The sequence below is a fragment of the Pectobacterium carotovorum genome, from assembly GCF_033898505.1.
In the GTDB taxonomy this organism is placed as follows: Bacteria; Pseudomonadota; Gammaproteobacteria; order Enterobacterales; family Enterobacteriaceae; genus Pectobacterium; species Pectobacterium carotovorum_J.
In genome coordinates, this window is record NZ_JAXAFK010000007.1 from 164954 (window position 1) to 185853 (window position 20900).

General features: G+C 54.7%; 20 protein-coding genes. 16 read left to right on the top strand and 4 right to left on the bottom strand.

Annotation, left to right across the window (positions count from 1 at the left end; all coding sequences use genetic code 11):
- Positions 1-86 precede the first annotated feature (86 nt).
- The 4 genes from R9X49_RS21755 to hpxZ are packed head-to-tail and all read left to right on the top strand — an operon-like array spanning position 87 to position 3700.
- Positions 87-1691 carry a gamma-glutamyltransferase family protein gene (locus R9X49_RS21755; RefSeq protein WP_319850344.1) on the top strand — a complete coding sequence of 535 codons (1605 nt, stop codon included), beginning with the start codon at positions 87-89 and terminating at the stop codon, positions 1689-1691.
- Positions 1692-1717: 26 nt separating this feature from the next.
- On the top strand, positions 1718-1909 hold the full coding sequence (gene hpxX / locus R9X49_RS21760; RefSeq protein ID WP_116166865.1) for an oxalurate catabolism protein HpxX: 192 nt from the start codon (positions 1718-1720) through the stop codon (positions 1907-1909).
- Positions 1906-3324: an AtzE family amidohydrolase gene (locus R9X49_RS21765; protein ID WP_319850345.1), complete on the top strand. Its 1419-nt coding sequence runs from the start codon at positions 1906-1908 to the stop codon at positions 3322-3324. Before hpxX ends, R9X49_RS21765 begins: the two co-directional genes overlap by 4 nt.
- The gene (gene hpxZ / locus R9X49_RS21770; RefSeq protein ID WP_015841465.1) at positions 3314-3700 is read left to right on the top strand and encodes an oxalurate catabolism protein HpxZ; all 387 of its coding nucleotides are present in this window, start codon (positions 3314-3316) and stop codon (positions 3698-3700) included. Before R9X49_RS21765 ends, hpxZ begins: the two co-directional genes overlap by 11 nt.
- Before the next feature lie 39 nt (positions 3701-3739).
- Here the strand turns inward: hpxZ and R9X49_RS21775 are convergent, their stop codons facing one another.
- A complete protein-coding gene (locus tag R9X49_RS21775) occupies positions 3740-4132 on the bottom strand; it encodes a VOC family protein (protein ID WP_319850346.1) in 393 nt (130 codons plus the stop codon).
- A 689-nt stretch (positions 4133-4821) separates the two neighbouring features.
- Between R9X49_RS21775 and proV the strand changes: the two genes are divergently transcribed.
- The 3 genes from proV (at position 4822) to proX (ending at position 8415) form a co-directional block, all read left to right on the top strand.
- Positions 4822-6024 carry a glycine betaine/L-proline ABC transporter ATP-binding protein ProV gene (proV, locus tag R9X49_RS21780; protein ID WP_319850347.1) on the top strand — a complete coding sequence of 401 codons (1203 nt, stop codon included), beginning with the start codon at positions 4822-4824 and terminating at the stop codon, positions 6022-6024.
- Positions 6017-7285 carry a glycine betaine/L-proline ABC transporter permease ProW gene (gene proW / locus R9X49_RS21785; protein WP_319850348.1) on the top strand — a complete coding sequence of 423 codons (1269 nt, stop codon included), beginning with the start codon at positions 6017-6019 and terminating at the stop codon, positions 7283-7285. Before proV ends, proW begins: the two co-directional genes overlap by 8 nt.
- A 125-nt stretch (positions 7286-7410) precedes the next feature.
- Positions 7411-8415 carry a glycine betaine/L-proline ABC transporter substrate-binding protein ProX gene (gene proX / locus R9X49_RS21790; RefSeq protein WP_319850367.1) on the top strand — a complete coding sequence of 335 codons (1005 nt, stop codon included), beginning with the start codon at positions 7411-7413 and terminating at the stop codon, positions 8413-8415.
- 59 nt (positions 8416-8474) lie between these two features.
- On the opposite strand, the gene R9X49_RS21795 is transcribed toward proX, so the two are convergent.
- On the bottom strand, positions 8475-9635 hold the full coding sequence (locus R9X49_RS21795) for a lactonase family protein (RefSeq protein ID WP_319850349.1): 1161 nt from the start codon (positions 9633-9635) through the stop codon (positions 8475-8477).
- A gap of 160 nt (positions 9636-9795) precedes the next feature.
- Between R9X49_RS21795 and R9X49_RS21800 the strand changes: the two genes are divergently transcribed.
- The 7 genes from R9X49_RS21800 to R9X49_RS21830 all read left to right on the top strand — a co-directional run bounded on the left by R9X49_RS21800 (position 9796) and on the right by R9X49_RS21830 (position 17410).
- Entirely contained in the window at positions 9796-11016 is a 1221-nt protein-coding gene (locus tag R9X49_RS21800; RefSeq protein ID WP_319850350.1) for an MFS transporter, read from the top strand.
- A gap of 183 nt (positions 11017-11199) precedes the next feature.
- Entirely contained in the window at positions 11200-11940 is a 741-nt protein-coding gene (locus tag R9X49_RS21805; RefSeq protein WP_319850351.1) for an AzlC family ABC transporter permease, read from the top strand.
- The gene (gene ygaH / locus R9X49_RS21810) at positions 11937-12266 is read left to right on the top strand and encodes an L-valine transporter subunit YgaH (RefSeq protein WP_180740710.1); all 330 of its coding nucleotides are present in this window, start codon (positions 11937-11939) and stop codon (positions 12264-12266) included. The genes R9X49_RS21805 and ygaH overlap by 4 nt, the downstream gene beginning before the upstream one ends.
- Before the next feature lie 189 nt (positions 12267-12455).
- Entirely contained in the window at positions 12456-12971 is a 516-nt protein-coding gene (mprA, locus tag R9X49_RS21815) for a transcriptional repressor MprA (RefSeq protein ID WP_319850352.1), read from the top strand.
- A gap of 313 nt (positions 12972-13284) precedes the next feature.
- Positions 13285-14460 (top strand): multidrug efflux MFS transporter periplasmic adaptor subunit EmrA, encoded by a 1176-nt coding sequence (emrA, locus tag R9X49_RS21820; RefSeq protein ID WP_319850353.1) that lies wholly within the window; start codon positions 13285-13287, stop codon positions 14458-14460.
- Positions 14461-14477: 17 nt separating this feature from the next.
- A complete protein-coding gene (emrB, locus tag R9X49_RS21825) occupies positions 14478-16013 on the top strand; it encodes a multidrug efflux MFS transporter permease subunit EmrB (RefSeq protein WP_319850354.1) in 1536 nt (511 codons plus the stop codon).
- A gap of 212 nt (positions 16014-16225) precedes the next feature.
- Entirely contained in the window at positions 16226-17410 is a 1185-nt protein-coding gene (locus R9X49_RS21830) for a NupC/NupG family nucleoside CNT transporter (RefSeq protein WP_319850355.1), read from the top strand.
- Positions 17411-17626: 216 nt separating this feature from the next.
- Here the strand turns inward: R9X49_RS21830 and R9X49_RS21835 are convergent, their stop codons facing one another.
- Both R9X49_RS21835 and R9X49_RS21840 read right to left on the bottom strand, forming a co-directional pair.
- Entirely contained in the window at positions 17627-18067 is a 441-nt protein-coding gene (locus tag R9X49_RS21835; protein ID WP_319850356.1) for a DUF3574 domain-containing protein, read from the bottom strand.
- Positions 18068-18151: 84 nt separating this feature from the next.
- Complete coding sequence (locus R9X49_RS21840) at positions 18152-19303, bottom strand: tRNA/rRNA methyltransferase (protein ID WP_319850357.1); 1152 nt, start codon at positions 19301-19303, stop codon at positions 18152-18154.
- Between the two features lie 249 nt (positions 19304-19552).
- On the opposite strand from R9X49_RS21840, the gene trxC reads away from it, so the two are divergent.
- Together trxC and R9X49_RS21850 are read left to right on the top strand one after the other, a co-directional pair.
- The gene (gene trxC / locus R9X49_RS21845) at positions 19553-19972 is read left to right on the top strand and encodes a thioredoxin TrxC (protein WP_319850358.1); all 420 of its coding nucleotides are present in this window, start codon (positions 19553-19555) and stop codon (positions 19970-19972) included.
- Between the two features lie 147 nt (positions 19973-20119).
- A complete protein-coding gene (locus R9X49_RS21850) occupies positions 20120-20869 on the top strand; it encodes a tRNA-uridine aminocarboxypropyltransferase (RefSeq protein WP_413775907.1) in 750 nt (249 codons plus the stop codon).
- Positions 20870-20900 lie beyond the last annotated feature (31 nt).

Here is a 20900-nt window from a genome sequence, read left to right on the forward strand (position 1 = left end):
GTCCCGAAAAACTGGAACGCCGTTTGCTTGTTGCTAGGGTTAATGGAGCAACTCACTCTTACCCTACATAAAAAAGGAATCTTGAAATGATGCAAAGCAATACCGCCCCGTTGGGCATGGCGGTGGCACCTCATCATTTAGCCAGTGCCAGCGCATTAGCCATTCTGCGTGAGGGCGGGAACGCCATTGAAGCCATGGTCGCAGCAGCGGCAACTATTGCCGTGGTGTACCCACACATGAATGGAATCGGCGGCGACGGTTTCTGGCTGATTGTTCCGCCACACGGCGACCCTGTCGCCATTGATGCCAGCGGTGCTGCCGGGTCGCTGGCCTGCCGTGAATACTATCAGGGCGAAAGCCGCATTCCGCATCGCGGCCCTAAAGCGGCGCTGACGGTCGCAGGCACCGTCGGCGGCTGGCAGGAAGCGCTGGCCTATTCACAAGAACTGACCTACTCACAAGAAATGGGCAGTTCCCCGATGCCGCTGGCCCGCCTGTTATCTGACGCGATCCGCTATGCGGCCGACGGTATTCCCGTCACGCAATCGCAGGAAGATGCGCTTACCCAGCGCTATCACGAATTGATCGATTTCCCTGCCTTTAGCCAGCTTTTTATGCCGCAGGGGAATGTCCCGCGCGCGGGCAGCCGTTTCACGCAGCCGGATCTAGCCGATACCCTGACGACACTCAGCATTGAAGGGCTGGACAGTTTTTATCGCGGCTCCATCGCCGCCAGGCTGGCGGCACAGATGGCGCTGATCGGTATGCCGCTGACGGCTGAGGATCTGGCGAATTACCGCGCCAAACGGACAGCGCCGCTGGTGCTGAAGCACAGTAAAGGCGACATCTATAACCTCGCGCCGCCAACGCAAGGTCTGGTGTCGCTCGCCATTCTCGGCCTGACCGATCATTTAGACATGGAAGATCTGAACGATAGCCAGACGATCCACCGCATTGTCGAATCGACCAAGCTGGCGTTTGGCCTGCGCGACCGTTTCATTACCGATCCCAAACTGATGACGCAGGACGTTCAGGCGCTGCTGGAAAGCGATACGCTCGGCGTGCTGGCCCGGCAAATCGATACCCGCAACGCCGCACCGTGGGGAGAAGGCAAAGGCCCCGGGGACACCGTCTGGATGGGCGTATGCGATAGCAGCGGCCTGTGCGTCTCTTTCATTCAAAGTATTTACCACGAGTTCGGCAGCGGCGTGGTATTGCCGGGAACCGGCGTGCTCTGGCAGAACCGCGGTGCCTCCTTCAGCCTCGATCCCGCACACCTGCTGGCGTTAGAACCGGGTAAGCAGCCTTTCCATACCTTAAACCCCGCCGCCGCACGCCTGTCCGACGGACGGACGATGGTCTACGGGTCGATGGGCGGTGATGGGCAACCGCAGACGCAGGCAGCGCTCTTCATCCGCCACGTCCAGCAAGGCATGCCCCTGCAACAGGCGATTACCGCTCCACGCTGGCTGCTGGGCAGAACCTGGGGACAAGCCTCCGATACGCTAAAGATCGAAGATCGCTTTAAGCCTGCCACGGTGGATGCCCTGCGTCAGTTAGGCCACGACGTCGAGCTGCTGGGCAGCTTTAGTGAAACGGTCGGCCACGCCGGTGCCATCGTGCGACACACCAACGGCATGCTGGAAGGGGCGTTCGATCCACGCAGCAACGGCAGCGCGGCAGGTTTCTAGTTTTTATTTAACCGGGAGAAAACAGAATGACAATGATCGAACACGATGCCCTTGCAGCCTATCTGCAACAGATGGAAACGCTACTGGCGCTGCAACTTAGCCAAGAGCGGCGTCAGGAGCTGCTTGTGCAGTTCAGCCGCATTCATGCCATGGCGCAGCCGCTGATGGCTTTTCCTCTTGATGAGCATCAGGAGATTGCCGGGGTGTATACGTTATGAGTTTATACGCCCGAAACGCGTCCTCATCGCTCTCGATCCGGCAAATACAACAAGGTTTGCAGGCTGGCACGTTCTCCGCGAGAGAGCTGGCGCAGCAGACGCTGGACGCGATTGAGCAAGCCAATCCCACCATCAATGCCTACACCCATGTCACTGGCGAACGTATGCTGGCAGAAGCTAAATGTATCGACACGCGCCGCCAACGTGGAGAAACGTTACCGCCGCTGGCTGGTGTGCCTTACGCCGTCAAGAACCTGTTTGATGTCAGCGGTGAAACCACGCTGGCAGGTGCCGAACTTTTCAGCCAGCGCCCACCCGCTACGCAGGATGCTTTTGCCATCCGCCAGCTTGCCAACCAGGGGGCGCTGCTGTCCGGCATGTTGAATATGGACGCTTATGCCTATGGCTTTACCACCGAAAACAGCCATTACGGCCCCACGCGTAATCCGCTCGACACACAGCGCATCGCCGGCGGATCGTCTGGCGGGTCGGCAGCGGCTGTCGCGGCCGGACTGGTTAACTTCACACTCGGCAGCGACACCAATGGTTCGATCCGCGTGCCGTCGTCGCTGTGCGGCATTTTCGGGCTGAAGCCGACATTTGGTCGCTTATCACGCCACGGTAGCCACCCGTTTGTCGCCAGCCTCGACCACATCGGCCCGCTGGCGCGGCGTGCGGACGATCTGGCATTAGTGTTCGACACCTTACAAGGTCACGATGAGCACGATCGTTTTCAGGCTAATCAGGAAACGCGGCATACCGCAGAGCAGTTGGAAATCGGCAGCGAGGGATTACGCTACGCGGTGCTGGATGGCTATTTCTCTACCTGGGCCAGCGAGGAAGCCAACGCCGCCGTGCGCCAGATCGCACAGGCGCTGGGCGCACAGGAGAGCCTGACGCTAACCGATGCCGCACTGGCACGCAGCGCCGCCTTTATTCTGTCAGCCAGCGAAGGCGGGAACCAGTATCTGCCTGACTTACGTACTCAGTCTGAGCGTTTCGAACCGCTGTCACGCGAGAGGCTGCTGGCTGGCGCGATGATCCCCGCCGCCTGGTATGTGCAGGCACAGCGCTTCCGTAACTATTTCCGCCAACAGACGCTGTCGTTGTTTGAACATACCGACCTGCTGATCGCCCCTGCAACCCCCTGCTCCGCCACGCTCATCGGGCAGGAAACCATGCGCATTAATGATACCGACCTGCCCGTGCGCGCCAGTATGGGCATGCTGACACAGCCGATCTCTTTCGTCGGGCTGCCAGTCGTAACGGTGCCGGTGGCGACCGCCAACGGCTTACCGATAGGCGTGCAGATTATTGCCGCACCGTGGCGCGAAGACCTGTGTTTGCGGACGGCGTGGGTGCTTGAGCAACAGGGCATCACCTATACAGTAGAGGAAAGAAAATATGTTGCCTGACGATATTAACCAGCCGGATGTGCTGGCCGACGTGACCGACGCGTTCTATCGCTACGAGAAAGCCCTAACGGGAAATGACATTGCGGTGCTGGATGAGCTGTTCTGGCACGATGAAAAAACGGTGCGCTACGGCGCGGGAGAAAACCTGTACGGGATCGAGGAAATCCGTGCTTTTCGCCTCGCTCGCCCTTCAGCCGGTCTGGACAGGACGCTACGTAATACGGTCATCACCACTTACGGCCACGATATGGCCGTCGCCAGTACGGAGTTCACCCGCGCAGGCAGCACGAAGATTGGTCGCCAAATGCAAACCTGGGTAAAAATGCCCGAAGGCTGGCGCATTGTCGCCGCCCACGTCAGCCTGATGAGCGAATGATGGCGGGGGATTTCCCCCTCCTGTTACTGAGTAGATACTTCAAGGCTGACGGTGATAGACCGCTTCAATATTGTACCCATCGAGATCGTGCACGAATGCGGCGTAATAATCCTGATGATAATTCGGGCGCAGCCCCGGCGGCCCATTATCGCGACCTCCCGCCGCTATCGCGGCAGCAAAAAAAGCGTCTACATGCTCTCGCGAGGCGGCGCTGAACGCAAAATGCACCGCCGGACAGGGCTCGCCCTTTGACTGGTAAATCCAGAATTCACCACCGGGATCGCTTGATTGACCATACCCTTCCGTTACCGCAAAACTGACGGCGAATGACATATCCTTAATCAGGCAATAACCCAACGGCTTGAGTGCCGCTTCATAGAAGTGTCGGCTGCGGGCAATATCCCTCACCGGGATGCTCAGGTGATCTAACACGTTAACCTCTTTCGATAGTCGTTATGAATGAAGTCGTGATGGAACCAGCCACTATAACCATAACTTTCACATGGATAACATGATCGCGATCGGCAAAATAGAAAGGCGCGATAGCTGGCAAAACAGCTTATCGAATCCGCATTACTACCCTGCTTTTATTTCCCCTGTATTTCCTCTGAATATGACAGATATATTATTCAGAACACTCTCATTTATTGGTGAGAATAAACACTATCATTTCACCCATTATATCTTTGCTATACTGTATAAAATACCGACAGATAACATAAGTAAAAAATGTACTTACGTCGGTCTATTTTGGTGTCTATAAGACAAAAAATGTGATTTATTTATCATATTATTCGATTAGTGGAATTCACTATAAATCGCGGTTTATCCATAATCAGAAAAGGTTATATCAGCCACTCATACATCACGTAGAAATCAATAGATAACGTACTGTTATAAAAAGAATTACCCTCAAGAACAGAATCATAAATATCACATAAATCATGAAGATAAGACAGCAATAATAGCGCTGCCGATATCGCTGATATTGGCATGGCTAGAAACCTCGCAAAGGCAATAAAGGGTTGTCTCAGAATCTGAGTATGGTAGGGTAGATTATGTTTAATCATTATCAGGGCTACGTTATAGAATTATAAACGACACAGGAAAACAATAATTTCATGGCAATTAAACTTGAAGTAAAGAATCTTTATAAGATATTTGGCGAGCACCCAGACAGAGCATTTAAACTGATTGATAAAGGCCTGAGCAAAGATCAGGTATTTGAAAAAACAGGGCTTACTGTCGGGGTAAAAGATGCCAGTCTGGCCATTGAAGAAGGCGAGATATTTGTCATCATGGGATTATCCGGTTCCGGCAAATCAACCATGGTACGCCTTCTCAATCGTCTGATAGAACCCACTCGGGGTCAGGTGCTGATCGACGGTGAGGATATTTCCCAGATATCCGATACCGCGCTGCGCGACGTGCGCCGCAAGAAGATCAGTATGGTGTTCCAGTCCTTTGCACTGATGCCGCACCTGAACATTCTCAGCAATACCGCGTTTGGTATGGAACTCGCTGGCGTGCCGAAAGCGGAACGTGAGCAAAAAGCGCTGGATGCCTTGCAGCAGGTCGGTCTTGAAGCCTACGCCGCGTCTTACCCGGATGAGCTATCCGGCGGGATGCGTCAGCGTGTCGGTCTGGCTCGCGCGTTGGCGAACGATCCCGATATCCTGCTGATGGATGAGGCGTTCTCCGCGCTCGATCCGCTGATCCGTACTGAAATGCAGGACGAGTTGATCAAACTCCAGTCTCGTCATCAACGCACTATCGTCTTTATCTCGCACGATCTGGATGAAGCGATGCGCATCGGTGACCGGATTGCCATCATGCACGGCGGTGAAGTGATTCAGGTCGGTACGCCCGATGAGATCCTGAATAACCCGGCCAATGACTATGTGCGCACCTTTTTCCGCGGTGTCGATATCAGCCACGTGTTTAGCGCCAAAGATATCGCCCGTCGTCGCCCAGTCACTCTCATCCGTAAAACACCCGGCGTAGGCCCACGTTCTGCGCTGAAAATCCTTCAGGACGAAGACCGTGATTACGGCTATGTGCTGGAAGGCGGAAAACGCTTCATTGGCGTCGTGTCTATTGATTCACTGAAGCAGGCGCTGAAAGAACAGCAGCCGCTGGAACAGGCGTTACTGCCCGAACCTGCTCCCGTGCCCGCAGATATGTCACTCAACGAGCTGATTTCTCAGGTTGCACAGGCCCCCTGTGCCGTTCCTGTCGTCGGCGAAAACCATGAGTACATTGGCATCATTTCCAAAGGAATGTTGCTGCAAGCACTGGATAAGGAAGGAGTGACCAATGAGTAAATCAACATCGAACCCGTGGGACAACGCCGCGGCACAGCATCAGCCGGCCGACCAGAGCGCAGCACCTGAACAGGTCAATGGCGCACAGCAGAACGATCCGTGGGCGACCAGCACGCAGAACGCGCCAGCCGATTCTGCACCAGCCCAACACAGCGCGACGCCAGACAGCGCACCGCAGAGCGATCCCTGGTCTACTGGCGCGCCAGCACAAGATGCGCCCACTAACGGCAGCGATGCCTGGAGCAGCTCGCCAGCTCCCGATGGTTCCGCCGATGCGGCCCATCAGACGGCGCAATCCGGCAGTGACTGGTTAAACAGTGCGGCTCCCGCGACACCCGAGCATTTCAACCTGCTCGATCCGTTTAAGGACACGCTGATCCCGCTGGACAGCTGGGTTACCCACGGTATCGACTGGGTTGTGCTGCACTTCAGACCGGTTTTTCAGGGCGTTCGCGTCCCGGTCGATTTTATTCTGAGCGGCTTCCAGCAGTTTCTGCTGGGGATGCCGGCCCCCATTGCCATTCTGGTGTTTTCACTGCTTGCCTGGCAGATGTCCAGCCTCGGCATGGGTGTCGCCACCCTGCTGTCGCTGATCGCCATCGGCGCGATTGGTGCCTGGTCGCAGGCCATGATCACCTTAGCGCTGGTGCTGACGGCACTGTTCTTCTGCGTGCTCATCGGGCTCCCCATGGGGATCTGGCTGGCGCGTAGCGAACGGGCGGCGAAGTTCATCCGGCCGCTATTGGATGCCATGCAGACCACGCCTGCGTTTGTCTATCTGGTGCCTATCGTCATGCTGTTCGGTATCGGTAACGTGCCGGGCGTCGTGGTGACCATCATCTTTGCCCTGCCACCGATTATTCGCTTAACGATTCTGGGTATTCGTCAGGTACCGGCCGATTTGATTGAAGCCGCCGAGTCATTCGGTGCCAGCCCGCGCCAGATGCTGTTTAAGGTTCAGCTCCCGCTGGCTATGCCGACCATCATGGCCGGGGTTAACCAAACGCTGATGCTGGCACTGTCGATGGTGGTTATCGCCTCGATGATCGCCGTGGGCGGTCTGGGTCAGATGGTGCTGCGCGGTATTGGCCGTCTGGATATGGGTTTAGCTGCCGTCGGCGGCGTCGGAATTGTTATTCTGGCGATTATTCTTGACCGTCTGACTCAATCATTGGGACGCGATCGCCGCAGCAAAGGCAACAAGAGCTGGTACGCCAGCGGCCCGATTGGCCTGCTGACCCGTCCTTTCATCAAGCAGTAACGCTCGTCCCGCTTGTCTGGACGATATCAGACAAGCGGCGACATTCACTATTCGTTTTATCAGCACTATTCATTTTATTAGCAACACTCGCGAATCAACGCACGATAAAAACAGAGGGAATCATGATGCGTAACACCACACTTTGGGCCGCCGCCCTGACGACCACACTGTTGAGTACGCAGGTTTACGCTGTAGACACCGCGCAACCTGGTAAAGGTATTTCCGTTATTCCGGTGCAGAGCACCATCTCCGAGGAAACGTTCCAGACGCTGCTGGTCAGCCGCGCGTTGGAAAAGCTGGGCTATGACGTGCAGCCTCCCCGTGAAGTGGACTACAACGTGGCCTACACCTCTATCGCCTCCGGCGATGCGACATTTATCGCCGTGAACTGGGATCCGCTACATGCCGACCAATATAAAGCCGCAGGCGGGGACGCAAAATTCTACCGTCAGGGTGAATATGTTTCCGGCGCCGCACAGGGTTACCTGATCGATAAGAAAACGGCTGAAAAATACAAAATCACCAATATTGCGCAGTTAAAAGATCCGAAAATCGCCAAGCTGTTTGACACCAACGGTGACGGCAAAGCCGACCTAACAGGCTGTACGCCGGGCTGGGGATGTGAAGCAGCCATCAATCACCACCTTCCCGCCTATGGCTTAACCAACACGGTAGAGCATAACCAAGGTAACTATGCGGCGATGATCGCCGACACCATCACCCGTTATAAAGAAGGTAAGCCGATCCTGTACTACACCTGGACGCCGTACTGGGTGAGTGATGTGCTGGTACCGGGGCGTGACGTAGTCTGGTTGCAGGTACCCTTCTCTTCTCAACCGGGAGAAATGAAGGATGTCAGCACCAAACTGCCCAACGGGGCCGACTACGGCTTCCCGGTTAACAACATGAGAATTGCCGCGAATAAGGCATGGGCAGAGAAAAATCCGGCAGCGGCCAAGCTGTTCGCCATCATGAAACTACCGATTGCCGACGTGAATGCGCAGAACCTGCGTATGCATGAAGGCCAGGGTTCACAGCAGGATATCGAACGTCATGTTGATGGCTGGATCAAAGCCCACCAGCAGCTGTTTGACGGCTGGGTGAAAACCGCCGCTGACGCCGCGAAATAACCACCTGTAGATCAGCGCCCTTTCTAACGAAAGGGCGCTTTTTATTGAAGCTCCAGCAATTACGGCAGGTTAACGATTTCGACCCAATTCGCGCCTTTTCCGGTCGGATATTGCCCAACTCGCACTAAGTCTCCGTTGTCCTGATTGATACGGTACACCGACAGCGACGTCGATTTCTCACCGCTGGCAATCAGGAATTTCCCGCTTGGATCGATCTGAATACCGCGCGGCTGGGTTTCCGTCGGGTAGCGCGTAATGTATTTCAACTGACCGGTTTTCGGTTCTACCCGCAGCAGCGTAATCGTGCTTTTGGTACGTTCCGATACGTACAAGAATTTTCCATTTGGCGTCAGACGTAAATCGGCGCTCCATATCTGCGGTCGGTTGTCGGTGCTATTTTTATCCGGTGTCATCGTCCCCGCCCGCATTCCTGCATCGGCCGGAACGGTGTCCGTGTAATCCAGTAGTGTAAGCTGCCCCGTCTTTTCATTCAGCGCCAGACGCGCGACCTTGCCAGACAGTTCATTGCTCACATAGAGCGTTTTATTATCTGGCGATAACACCAGATGACGCGGCCCGTTCCCTTCAGGCAATTTAATTTCCGCCGGTTCATTCGGCGTCAACGTGCCTGTTTTCGCATCAAATCGGAACTGTACAATTTGATCGCTGCCCAGATTGCTGGCAAAGACGAACTTATTTTGGCGGTCGGCAATAATACTGTGTGCTTTCTCCCCTGTCGGCACCACCGTGACCGCGCTCGCGTTAACCTTGCCATCTTTATCAATGCCGTTAACCGCAACTTTATTACCGCCGTACGAGGCGCTGAACAACCACTTACCCGTGAAATCCGTCGAGAGGTAAGCCATGCTGTCCGGCAGTTCCGCTTTGCCTAACGGGCTGAGCGCACCGCTTTTAGGATTGATTTTATAACTCACCGCCGAGTAAGGAATACCGCGCGTGGCCGCATAGAGGAACGATTTATCCGGGCTAACGGCCATCGGCATCACTTTCGGCCCTGCGGCCACTTTCCCGATAGCGGTCAATTCGCCGCTTTGCGTATTGAGCGTATAGGCGTCGATTGCGCCGTCAGTGGCCGCAGAGACGTAGACGGCCGTTACCGCCTGTGCCCCCATCGACCACAGCGCTGCGGCTGGAAAAAGTGCACATCCCATTAATACCGCAACGCTTTTTTTCTTAAACACCCGATAATGTTTAAACATACTGTCCCCTGTCGATAGTCGTATAACGTTGGCGATAAGCTAAATCAATCTCAGAAAAAACAAAACATTCCCGTCATACATGTAAAGATATTCTGGTATCTGATTAGGCTCTGCCGGATACTATAGCTTCTGCTTTTAACATCATATTAACGTTCACACTATGTCTCTTCAGCAACAATCTGTATCACCCCAGCCGCAACCGGGGCTCAGCCTGTCTTTGACCCTGATTATGTCTATCGCGACCGGCCTCGCCGTCGCCAGTAACTATTATGCCCAGCCGCTGTTGGAAACCATTGCCAGAGTGTTTGAGCTTTCCGTCAATCAGGCGGGGTTCATTGTCACCGCCGCACAGCTGGGTTATGCCGTCGGCCTGCTGTTTTTGGTTCCGCTGGGAGACATGTTTGAACGCCGGACGCTGATCGTCGGCATGACGTTACTCGCCGCGGGCGGGATGCTGCTCACCGCCTCCGCGCCTACGCTCTGGCTCATGATTGCCGGTACGGCGTTAACCGGGCTGTTCTCCGTTGTCGCCCAGTTGCTGGTGCCTCTTGCCGCGACGCTGGCGACGCCGGAAACCCGTGGTAAAGTTGTCGGCACGATTATGAGTGGCCTGCTGCTGGGGATTCTGCTGGCGCGTACCGTCGCGGGTGCGCTTGCTTCGCTCGGCGACTGGCGTACCGTGTACTGGGTTGCCAGCACGCTGATGGTCATCATGGCGCTGATTCTGTGGCGGGCGTTGCCGCGCATTCCTCAGCAAAGCACGCTGAACTACCCGCAGTTGCTGACCTCAATCTTCCGCCTGTTCTCCACCACCCCACTGCTGCGCACGCGCGCCATCCTGGGCTGCCTATCCTTTGCCAATTTCAGCATTCTGTGGACGTCGATGGCATTCCTGCTCGCCTCGCCGCCATACAGTTATTCCGAAGGCGTTATCGGCCTGTTCGGGCTGGTTGGCGCGGCGGGAGCCTTAGCGGCCTCGCGCGCCGGACGTCTGGTCGATCAGGGCAAAGCCAAGCCAACCACCAGCGTGGGGATTATCCTGCTTTTACTCTCATGGGGCTGTATCGCGCTCGGCATTCATTCCATCACGGCGCTGCTCATTGGTATCATCGTGCTGGATCTGGCGGTTCAGGGCGTGCACGTAACCAACCAAAGCGTAATCTACCGAATGATGCCCGAAGCACGTAATCGCCTGACAGCTGGCTATATGACCAGCTACTTCATTGGTGGCGCATTGGGCTCACTTCTCTCAGCCTCGGCTTACCAGCAATGGGGCTGGCTGGGCGTCTGTGCCGCAGGCGCGATTATCAGCCTGTTGAACCTGCTGGTGTGGTGGCGAAGCCATCATCACGAGACGCAGGAAGCCATGGCGGCGCTGTAGCCTTTTCGTTTGTCACTCTCCCGGTCGAGACCCTCTTATTCAAGACGGTTTCCTCCGGGAAAGTTACGCCCGAGACCATTGCATCAAAAATCATCACGTCCGTTTCGCAATAGCGTGAAATTCCGGTAACGCTTTGCTAGTGTTATCGATTAATTTCCTTTAAGTACAAAAAATATCAGGCCAGTGAAGACATTAACCACCCCCGCATCATCGGTACCGACAAAATCTGCGTCTTTTCGCGAAGGCGTCTTTGACAGTCTGCCGATAGTTATCGGCTACATGCCTGTGGCATTCGCGTTTGGCATGAACGCCGTCAAGTTAGGATTTACGCCGCTGGAAGGCATTTTTCTCTCCTGCATCATTTACGCTGGCGCCAGCCAGTTCGTCATCACCGCTCTGCTCAGCGCAGGCATGTCCATCTGGGTGGCAGCCTTGACCGTCATGGCGATGGATGTCCGCCATGTGCTGTATGGACCCGCGTTACGGCACCGCATTGCACAACGGCTGCCCACCCGGAAAACGGCGCTCTGGGCGTTCGGTCTGACGGATGAAGTCTTTGCCGCCGCCGCGACCCGGCTGGCGAAAGATAACCGACGCTGGTCAGAAAACTGGATGATGGGCGTATCACTGCTCGCCTGGCTCTCATGGGTGCTCGGCACGGTGATCGGCGCCGTATTCGGCAACGGCCCATTGGATGACTACCCAGCCGTCGAATCCGCGCTGTCTTTCATGCTACCCGCGCTTTTCCTGAGCTTTTTACTCGCCTCTTTCAAGCGCAAACAAAGTCTGGTCGTCGCCTGCGCGCTAGGCGGCGCGCTGCTGGGATTACTGCTTTCCTCCATTCCAGCCGCAATACTGCTCGGCATTCTCAGCGGCTGTCTGGCTTCGCTGGTTAACCCCGCCACGTCACAGGTGAACACATGAGTACGGAAGTCATTCTTATCGGACTGATTGTGGGGTTGGTGAACTACCTCTTCCGTTATCTGCCTCTCCGGCTGAGTGCCTCGCGTGCTTCCGGCTCGCTGCAGCGCGGTAAAAAAGCACTGGTACTGGACAGCATCGGCATTGCCTCTATCTGTGCGCTGCTGATCGTTTCCAGCGTACCGGATATTCTCGCGCATCACGAAAAACTGCTGCCAACGCTGGTAGGCTTTATGACGCTGACGGCCTGTTTTTATAAAACCCGCAGTATCGTCTTATCGACATTACTGGGAGCGCTGTGCTACGGAATTGCTTTTAAGCTGCTTTGAATCCGCAGTCTGGATTATCAAATAACATTTTGATTTAAATAAAGTAAACGGTGAATTATTTCCACGTAACGCGATTCTCCGCTTACTTTCTGTCACAGAAATAAGCACAATTTCCCACCTGAATGGCGTTTACCCAGTTAGTAACATTAGTTACTATGCATACCGTGATTAATGAGGTTTATATAAAAAATGGACAGTTCATTCACTCCTATAGAACAAATGCTCGACCTGCGTGCTTCACGTAAACCCGGATTTCCACGTCAGGAAGTTTTGCTACTACGTCTATTCATGCACGTTCAGGGCAAAATTCTGGAACACAGAAACAGAATGCTGAAAGATCAGGGAATCAACGAAACCCTCTTTATGGCGTTGCTGACGCTGGAATCTCAGGAATCTTACAGTATTCAACCTTCCGAGCTCAGCGCTGCCCTGGGATCTTCACGTACGAATGCAACGCGCATCGCTGACGATCTGGAGAAAAGAGGCTGGATAGAGCGACGTGAAAGCAACAGCGATAGACGCTGCCTGCACCTGCACCTGACGGAAGAAGGGAAAGCGTTTCTCGGTCAACTGATTCCACCACAGCACAGCAGCCTGCATGTGCTTTGTTCATCACTTGAATCCGGCGAGCAAAAGCAGCTCGAAACCCTGATGAGAAAACTTCTGGTTCGGCTGGATGAAATGGACGAACTCGATAACCTATAACATCGATAGCCAATAGCGTCGACAGTCAATAGCAACAGAAAAACAACAACAAAGCATCATAGTCGGCACCTTTTTCACCCGGAATGACCCGATGCATACGTATCGGGCAGGTGGGTTTTGCTGCGAAAAATAGGCATGACCAGCCCGCAGTCGCAACGTGCGACTTGGCAAAACGGCAATCTCACGCTCCGGGCGCAGCGATCTGAAAGATCCCCCCGAGCAGCACAGCAAGATGAATTCATTGCGACTATCGCCAGGCTGCACAGTCTGGTGCGATAGCCGATACAAAGAGAATAAAAAGAGAGAGAACAGCATGAGTGAAAGTGTGGAAAATCAGGTGCCGAAAACGCCACAAAGAAACAAAAAACAGCAACGTAAGCGAGTGCTATCGCTGATGACATTTATTTTCGTCGTGCTGGGCTGCGCCTGGCTGGTTTACTGGTTCCTGGTACTCAGACACCACCAAAGCACCGACGATGCCTACGTCGCAGGTAATCAGATTCAGATCATGGCGCAGGTCAGCGGCAGCGTCACCCATGTTAACGTCGACAATACCGATTTTGTTAAGCAGGGACAGGTACTGGTGGAGCTTGATCCTACCGATGCTCAGCAGGCGTTTGAACGCGCAAAAACCGGGCTGGCCAACAGCGTGCGCCAAACGCATCAGTTGATTATTAACAGCAAGCAGTACCAGGCCAATATTGAACTGCGCCAAACCGAGTTGAACAAGGCGCAAAGCGACTTGAGCCGCCGGGAAGCGCTGGGCAGCGCCAACGCCATCGGGCGTGAAGAAGTGCAGCATGCTCGTGATGCCGTCGCGACCGCCAAAGCCGCGCTGGAAGTCGCCAGACAGCAATATCAGGCGAATCAGGCAATGATTCTGGATACCCCGCTTGAGAAGCAGCCTGCCATACAGCAAGCCTCGGTAGAAATGCGCGATGCCTGGCTGGCGTTACAGCGTACCAAAATCGTCAGCCCGATCGACGGTTATGTCTCACGCCGCAGCGTGCAGATTGGCGCGCGTATCTCTTCGACGTCAGCGCTGATGGCCGTCGTTCCTGCCAATCACCTGTGGATCGATGCTAACTTCAAAGAGACACAGCTAGCCAATATGCGTATCGGCCAACCGGCTACCGTGATCGCAGACATCTACGGTGACGATGTGGTGTATCAGGGAAAAGTGGTCGGTCTCGATATGGGAACCGGTAGCGCGTTCTCGCTGCTGCCCGCCCAGAACGCAACCGGCAACTGGATTAAGGTCGTTCAGCGCCTGCCCGTCCGTATTGAACTCGATCCACAGCAGGTCGCCGAACATCCGTTGCGTATCGGCCTGTCCGCGCTGGTTAATGTCGATACCGCCAATACAGAAGGCAGCGCGTTAGCAGAAACCTCACGAACCACGCCAGCCTACCAAAGCGATGCGCTGACGCTGGATCTCACCCCTGTTAACCAGGACATCAGCGCCATTATTCAGGCGAACGCCGGTTAATCGGGCAGGAGAGAAACGTGCAGAGAGAACCGCTTAAAGGTGCCAGTCTGGCCTGGATGACCGTTGCTCTGTCGCTGGCAACGTTTATGCAGGTGCTGGATTCCACCATCGCCAACGTCGCTATTCCGACCATCGCCGGTAATCTGGGTGCGTCCAACTCGCAGGGAACATGGGTCATCACCTCGTTCGGGGTCGCTAACGCCATCTCCATCCCTATCACCGGCTGGCTGGCCAAACGGTTTGGTGAAGTCCGCCTGTTCCTGTGGTCAACGGCGCTCTTCGCCCTGACGTCCTGGCTGTGTGGTGTATCCACCAGCCTGGAAATGCTGATTTTCGCCCGCGTGTTGCAGGGGATTGTTGCAGGGCCGCTGATCCCGCTGTCACAGAGTCTGTTGCTCAGCAACTATCCCCCCGCGAAACGCAGCATCGCCCTGGCGCTGTGGTCAATGACCGTGGTCGTCGCACCGATCTGTGGCCCGATTCTGGGCGGCTGGATTAGCGACAACTATCACTGGGGCTGGATATTCTTCATCAACGTTCCGCTGGGCATCGCCGTGGTATTTATTGCCATGCAAACACTGCGCGGGCGAGAAACCAAAACCGAGATCAAGCCCATTGATACTATCGGGCTGGCACTGTTGATCGTCGGCATCGGTAGCCTGCAGATGATGCTTGACCGCGGGAAAGAGCTGGACTGGTTTAACTCGACGGAAATCATCACCCTGACCGTAGTGGCCGTGGTCGCGATAGCGTTCCTGATTGTCTGGGAACTGACGGATGACCACCCGGTGGTAGATTTGTCGCTGTTTAAGTCGCGTAACTTCACCATTGGCTGTCTGTGTATCAGTCTCGCCTACATGTTCTACTTTGGGGCGATCGTACTCTTGCCGCAGCTGTTGCAGGAGGTGTATGGCTATACCGCCACCTGGGCCGGGTTGGCGTCCGCACCCGTTGGGCTGATGCCGGTGGTGCTGTCGCCGATTATCGGTCGCTTCGCACCGCGTCTGGACATGCGCAAGCTGGTGACGTTCAGCTTTATTATGTATGCCGTCTGTTTCTATTGGCGTGCGTACACCTTCGAGCCGGGCATGGATTTCGGCGCATCGGCCTGGCCGCAGTTCGTTCAGGGGTTTGCCGTCGCCTGCTTCTTCATGCCGCTGACGACCATAACGCTGTCTGGGCTTCCGCCGGAGCGGCTGGCGGCAGCATCGAGCCTGTCGAACTTTGCCCGCACGCTGGCGGGATCGATCGGGACGTCGATTACCACCACGCTCTGGACACAGCGTGAGTCGCTGCACCATGCGCACCTGACGGAATCTATCACGCCGTATAATCCGATTGCGCAGGAAACGTACCAGCAGCTTCAGGCGATGGGAATGAACCAAACGCAGGCCTCGGCCTACATCGCAGAGCAGATTACCGCGCAGGGACTGATTATCTCCGCCAACGAGATCTTCTGGGCCGCTGCCGGCGTATTCCTGGTGCTGCTGGTACTGGTCTGGTTCGCTAAACCGCCCTTTACTACCGGCGGCGGAGGCGGTGGCGCGCACTAGTTCGTTACACGCTGTTTTTCCCCTTCGGCCAACAGCGGGCCGAAGGGGAACCCTTCTTTTACTCTTCCCATCTTTCCCTGATTAATCAGACGCCTCCCGCCACTCTCCTGATAGCACAGTAGCGAATAACGATTTACAGATTCGGGATAAACATATTTTCACATTCCGATTACAATGCGCCTCTTTTTATTCGGGGATTGAGTGATTCTTCTATGTCACAGGTTTTACATTTCATTTTGGCAACGGCGGCAATTTTTTTGCTGGCGCTACTCGTCAGCCATGACAGAAAACGCATCCGCCTGCGCTTTATTGTGCAGTTGCTGGTCATCGAAGTTTTGCTGGCCTATTTCCTTTTGCATTCCAGCATCGGGCTTAATGCGATTAGTTCCTTTGCCGGTTTGTTTGAAAAGCTCTTATCTTTCGCCAATCAAGGCACCGACTTTGTGTTTGGCGGCATGAACGCACAAGGGCTTTCCTTTATCTTCCTCAATGTGCTCTGCCCTATTGTCTTTATTTCCGCGCTGATCGGCATTTTGCAGCACTGGCGAATTTTACCTTTGATTATCAAAGGCATCGGTACGTTATTGTCCAAAGTCAACGGGATGGGGAAACTGGAGTCGTTTAACGCCGTGAGTACGCTGATGCTCGGGCAGTCGGAGAACTTTATCGTCTATAAAGGCATCATTGCTGACATGTCACCACGGCGGATGTACACGATGGCCGCGACGGCGATGTCGACCGTTTCGATGTCGATCATCAGCGCCTACATGACCATGCTGGACGCCAAATACGTGGTTGCAGCGCTGATTCTGAATATGTTCAGCACCTTTATCGTGCTGTCGATCATCAACCCTTATCAGCCTGATGATGAACCAGAATTGAAGCTGGAAAAGCTGCATGAAGACCAAAGCTTCTTTGAAATGCTGGGAGAATACATCCTTGCTGGTTTTAAAGTGGCGATGATTATTATGGCGATGCTGATCGGTTTCGTGGCCTTGATTGCCGCCGTCAATGCGCTGTTCAGCACCATTTTCGGTATTAGCTTCCAGGCAATTATGGGCTATGTCTTTTCACCGCTGGCATGGCTGATCGGCATTCCGTCTTCCGATATCCTGAACGCGGGCAGCATTATGGCAACCAAACTGGTAGCGAATGAATTCGTTGCCATGATCGAATTGAAGAATATCGCGGCAGAGATGTCACCACGCGGACTGGGCATTTTGTCCGTGTTCCTGATTTCCTTCGCCAACTTCGCGTCAATCGGCATTATCGCCGGTGCGATCAAAGGGCTGAATGAAGCACAGGGCAACGTGGTATCGCGCTTCGGCCTGAAGCTGGTTTATGGTTCTACGCTGGTGAGTTTACTGTCTGCGGCAGTCGCGGGACTGGTGCTGTAAACGTGTGTGATGAAAATCATTAGGCTGATGATAAATTCAGTCGAGCGATGATAATGGGTAGATCGTAAAGACGCTGTAAATACATCCCTGTACGCTCGGATTGCGCCATCCATGGCGCAAACGCTTTACTCTTCTATCCCATTATCACCGTTCTTGTTCTGTAGATAGATTTGCAAACGGCCTGAATCGGCCCCTGAAAGAGGGGCTGATGAAGGATCAAAATGCGACGCAGACGGGCGCATCAATCCGCATAACGGATTCCTGCGCGAAACGTGATTTGTAGAGGGTACGCAACGCTTCAATATCGCGCTCTTTATCAGCGCCATGAATCAACATCAGCGCCTTGCTGTTCTCTCGGGCAACAACTCCATCGTTCCCCAGCCATTGTCCTTTGGCATCGAACACCGTCAGCCCTTCTTTAAAGCGCGGTGTTACCTCACCGTCCAGAAACGCTTTCCACTCGGCATCGGAAATCACCGGGCCAGCAGGACGATTCAAACCAAAATAAAGCGTGGTCTGCACCTGCTTGTCGCCAATCTGGCACGACTCAGCGGCCGGTGCAGCGGCAACAGCAGTGGATGAGCGCGGCAGCGAACTGCAACCGCTTGCCAGTAGTGCGCCCAACAGCAACGATACCGCGATAACTTTCTGCTTCATTACTCGTTCTCTCATCCGTGGTTATGCTTTCTCAGGGGGCATTCCCCCTGAGAGCCGACGCGCACGATCAGCCAACACGTACTATCAGGCCTGATTCTGTCGCCACCACTCGGACAGCAAAATGCCCGTTGCGACAGAAATATTCAGACTTTCAACCTTACCGGTACCGCCGATAGAGACTTTTACATCCCCTTGTTGCCAGGCGCTATCTGACAGGCCATCACCTTCCTGACCCAGCACGATCACGGTTTTCGCCGGAAGCGTCGCTTGCGACAATGCCGTGCCTTTATGGCTGGACGTGGTCACAATGGTGTAGCCAGCGCGACGGAATTCCGCCAGCACGGACAGGAAATCGTCAGCGTTAATCGCTTTAACGTGTTCTGCCCCGCCTTCCGCCGTACGCACGGCCGCGCCAGATTCCAGCAGCGCTGCATCCTGAACCAGAATACCTTTCACGCCGAAATGTGCGCAGCTGCGCATAATACCGCCGAGGTTGTGCGGGTTGCCCACATCTTCCAGCGCCAGTACACAGTCATGCTCACCCGCCGTTTTCAGGTACTCACGCACATCCATTCCCTGACGCTTTTTAATCAGGAAGCAGACGCCGCCGTGGTGTTCAGTACCGGAAGCCTTGATCAGCTCTTCCTCTTCCACAACGTGGTACGCCTTGCGGTTTGCCGCCATCCAGCGCAGTGCATCGCGGAAACGCGGCGTCACTTCTTGCAGGAACCAGGCGCGAACAATCACCTCAGAACGGTTTTTAAACAGCGCCTGACAGGCGTTTTCGCCGTAAACCCGTGTTTCTTCCTGACGCTGGCGACGCAGTTGCTCAGGATCGATCTGGCTTTTGCCCGTAATACCGCCGTGATCCGGCGTTTCGCTGTCGCCCGGCGCACGAGACACGGTTTTCCACGGGGATTCATAACCGCCCGTCTCTTCACCGCGTGGACGCCGAGGACGATCGCCGCTGCGTTCGTTACGATCTTTATTGCCCCACGGCGTTTTCGCATTGCTATCGCCGTCGCGGGACGGATTTTCCCGGGCATAGCGCGGGTTAACGTCGCGCGGATGCTTCGGCTTTTCACGCTGATCCCGTGAGCCGCCGCCATCACGCCGATCGCCACGGCGATCTTTGTCAGCAGGGCGCTTGTTTTTATTCTCTTTCTCGCCCTCATCATCACTACGGACGTACATCACGCGGACTTTGCCGCTTTTACTATTGAATGAATCGCTCATTGTTTTCTCCACCTACGCGCTGGGCGCGAAGATTACCTTATGTACACCCGCTTAGCCACACGCTTGTGGTAAAAGAGCGCTAACAGTCAGAAGCTATTGTAGCTATTGGGCAAACCACGTTGTTGCCATAATGTCTCCCCACCATAATTTATTCACGCTTAAGCAACATGCCGTTGACTTTCCAATGCCGCGTTACGCGCATTTTATCAGCGACATCTTTATTTTAGCCCTTTTATCTGAGGCCCTGTTATGAATACGGTATGTGGATCTTGCCAAACAACCAATCGCCTGCCAGAAGAGCGTGTTGATGACCATGCAAAATGTGGTCGTTGCGGAGAAACCTTATTCAGCGGTGACGTCATCAATGCCACAGAGGCAACGCTCGATAAACTGTTGCAGGACGATCTTCCCGTCGTGGTCGACTTCTGGGCGCCCTGGTGCGGCCCCTGCGTCAACTTCGCTCCCATATTTGAAAATGTCGCGCAGGAACGTAGTGGGAAAATCCGCTTTATTAAGGTCAACACCGAAGCCGAACCGGCGCTCAGCGCTCGTTTCCGCATCCGCAGCATTCCAACCCTCATGATCTTCAAACAGGGCCAGATGGTGGATATCCTCAACGGCGCATTGCCAAAAGCACCGTTTGAGAGCTGGCTGGACGAATCGCTGTAGAGAATTGGGATAGGATCGTGAGGCATTATTGCCTCCTCCCCTTTTGGTCAACCCGCCTGTCGATTAGAATGTCGCCTTTCTGAACCTGCTTCTCAAGCATTAAAACGAAGCAGGTTCGTTGCAGAATCTCATGGCGTCACCTATTTCATGATCAACCATCCTTTAATGGTCAACCGTCCTACCAGGGACAATGCCGTACTCCGCCTGCGCCAGCAGCGTCTTGAGCAGTCAACCAAACCGTTCCGCGCCCGTGGCTGCCGCGTAGTACGCTGCCAGCAGTGTTTGTTGCCCGCAACCAACTGCCTGTGTCACACCATTCAGGCGCAGGAGTCCCGCAGCCGCGTCTGTCTGGTAATGTTTGATACCGAACCGTTAAAGCCGAGCAATACCGGACGTCTTATCGCCGATATTCTCCCTGAGACGCAGGCGTTTCGCTGGTCACGTACCGATCCCGATCCCGAATTGCTGGCTACTCTGCAAAACCCGGACGTTCAGCCGTATCTGGTTTTCCTTGCCGATGCCGCGGAAGAAGGACGCCAGGTGTTTCACCAACTTCCCGCAACGGAAAAGCCTGCGCTATTTGTCTTACTCGATGGTACGTGGCCGGAAGCGCGTAAAATGTTCCGCAAAAGCCCCTATCTGGACAATCTGCCGATCCTGTCGCTGAATGTAGAGGCACTTTCCCGCTATCAGTTGCGTGAAGCCAGTAGCGCAGGACAACACTGCACCGCCGAGATTGCTATCGCTCTGCTCGCTCAGGCAGGCGACACCGTTGCGGCTGACGCGCTATCGCAGCACTTTGACCGTTTCCGGCGACACTATCTGGCAGGGAAATCACACCACAACGTGCGGGAAAATTTACCCATCGTCACAGCACAACTGGCAGAAAGCGTTTAGTATCAAAGGGGATTGATGTGTAAGGAGTGAC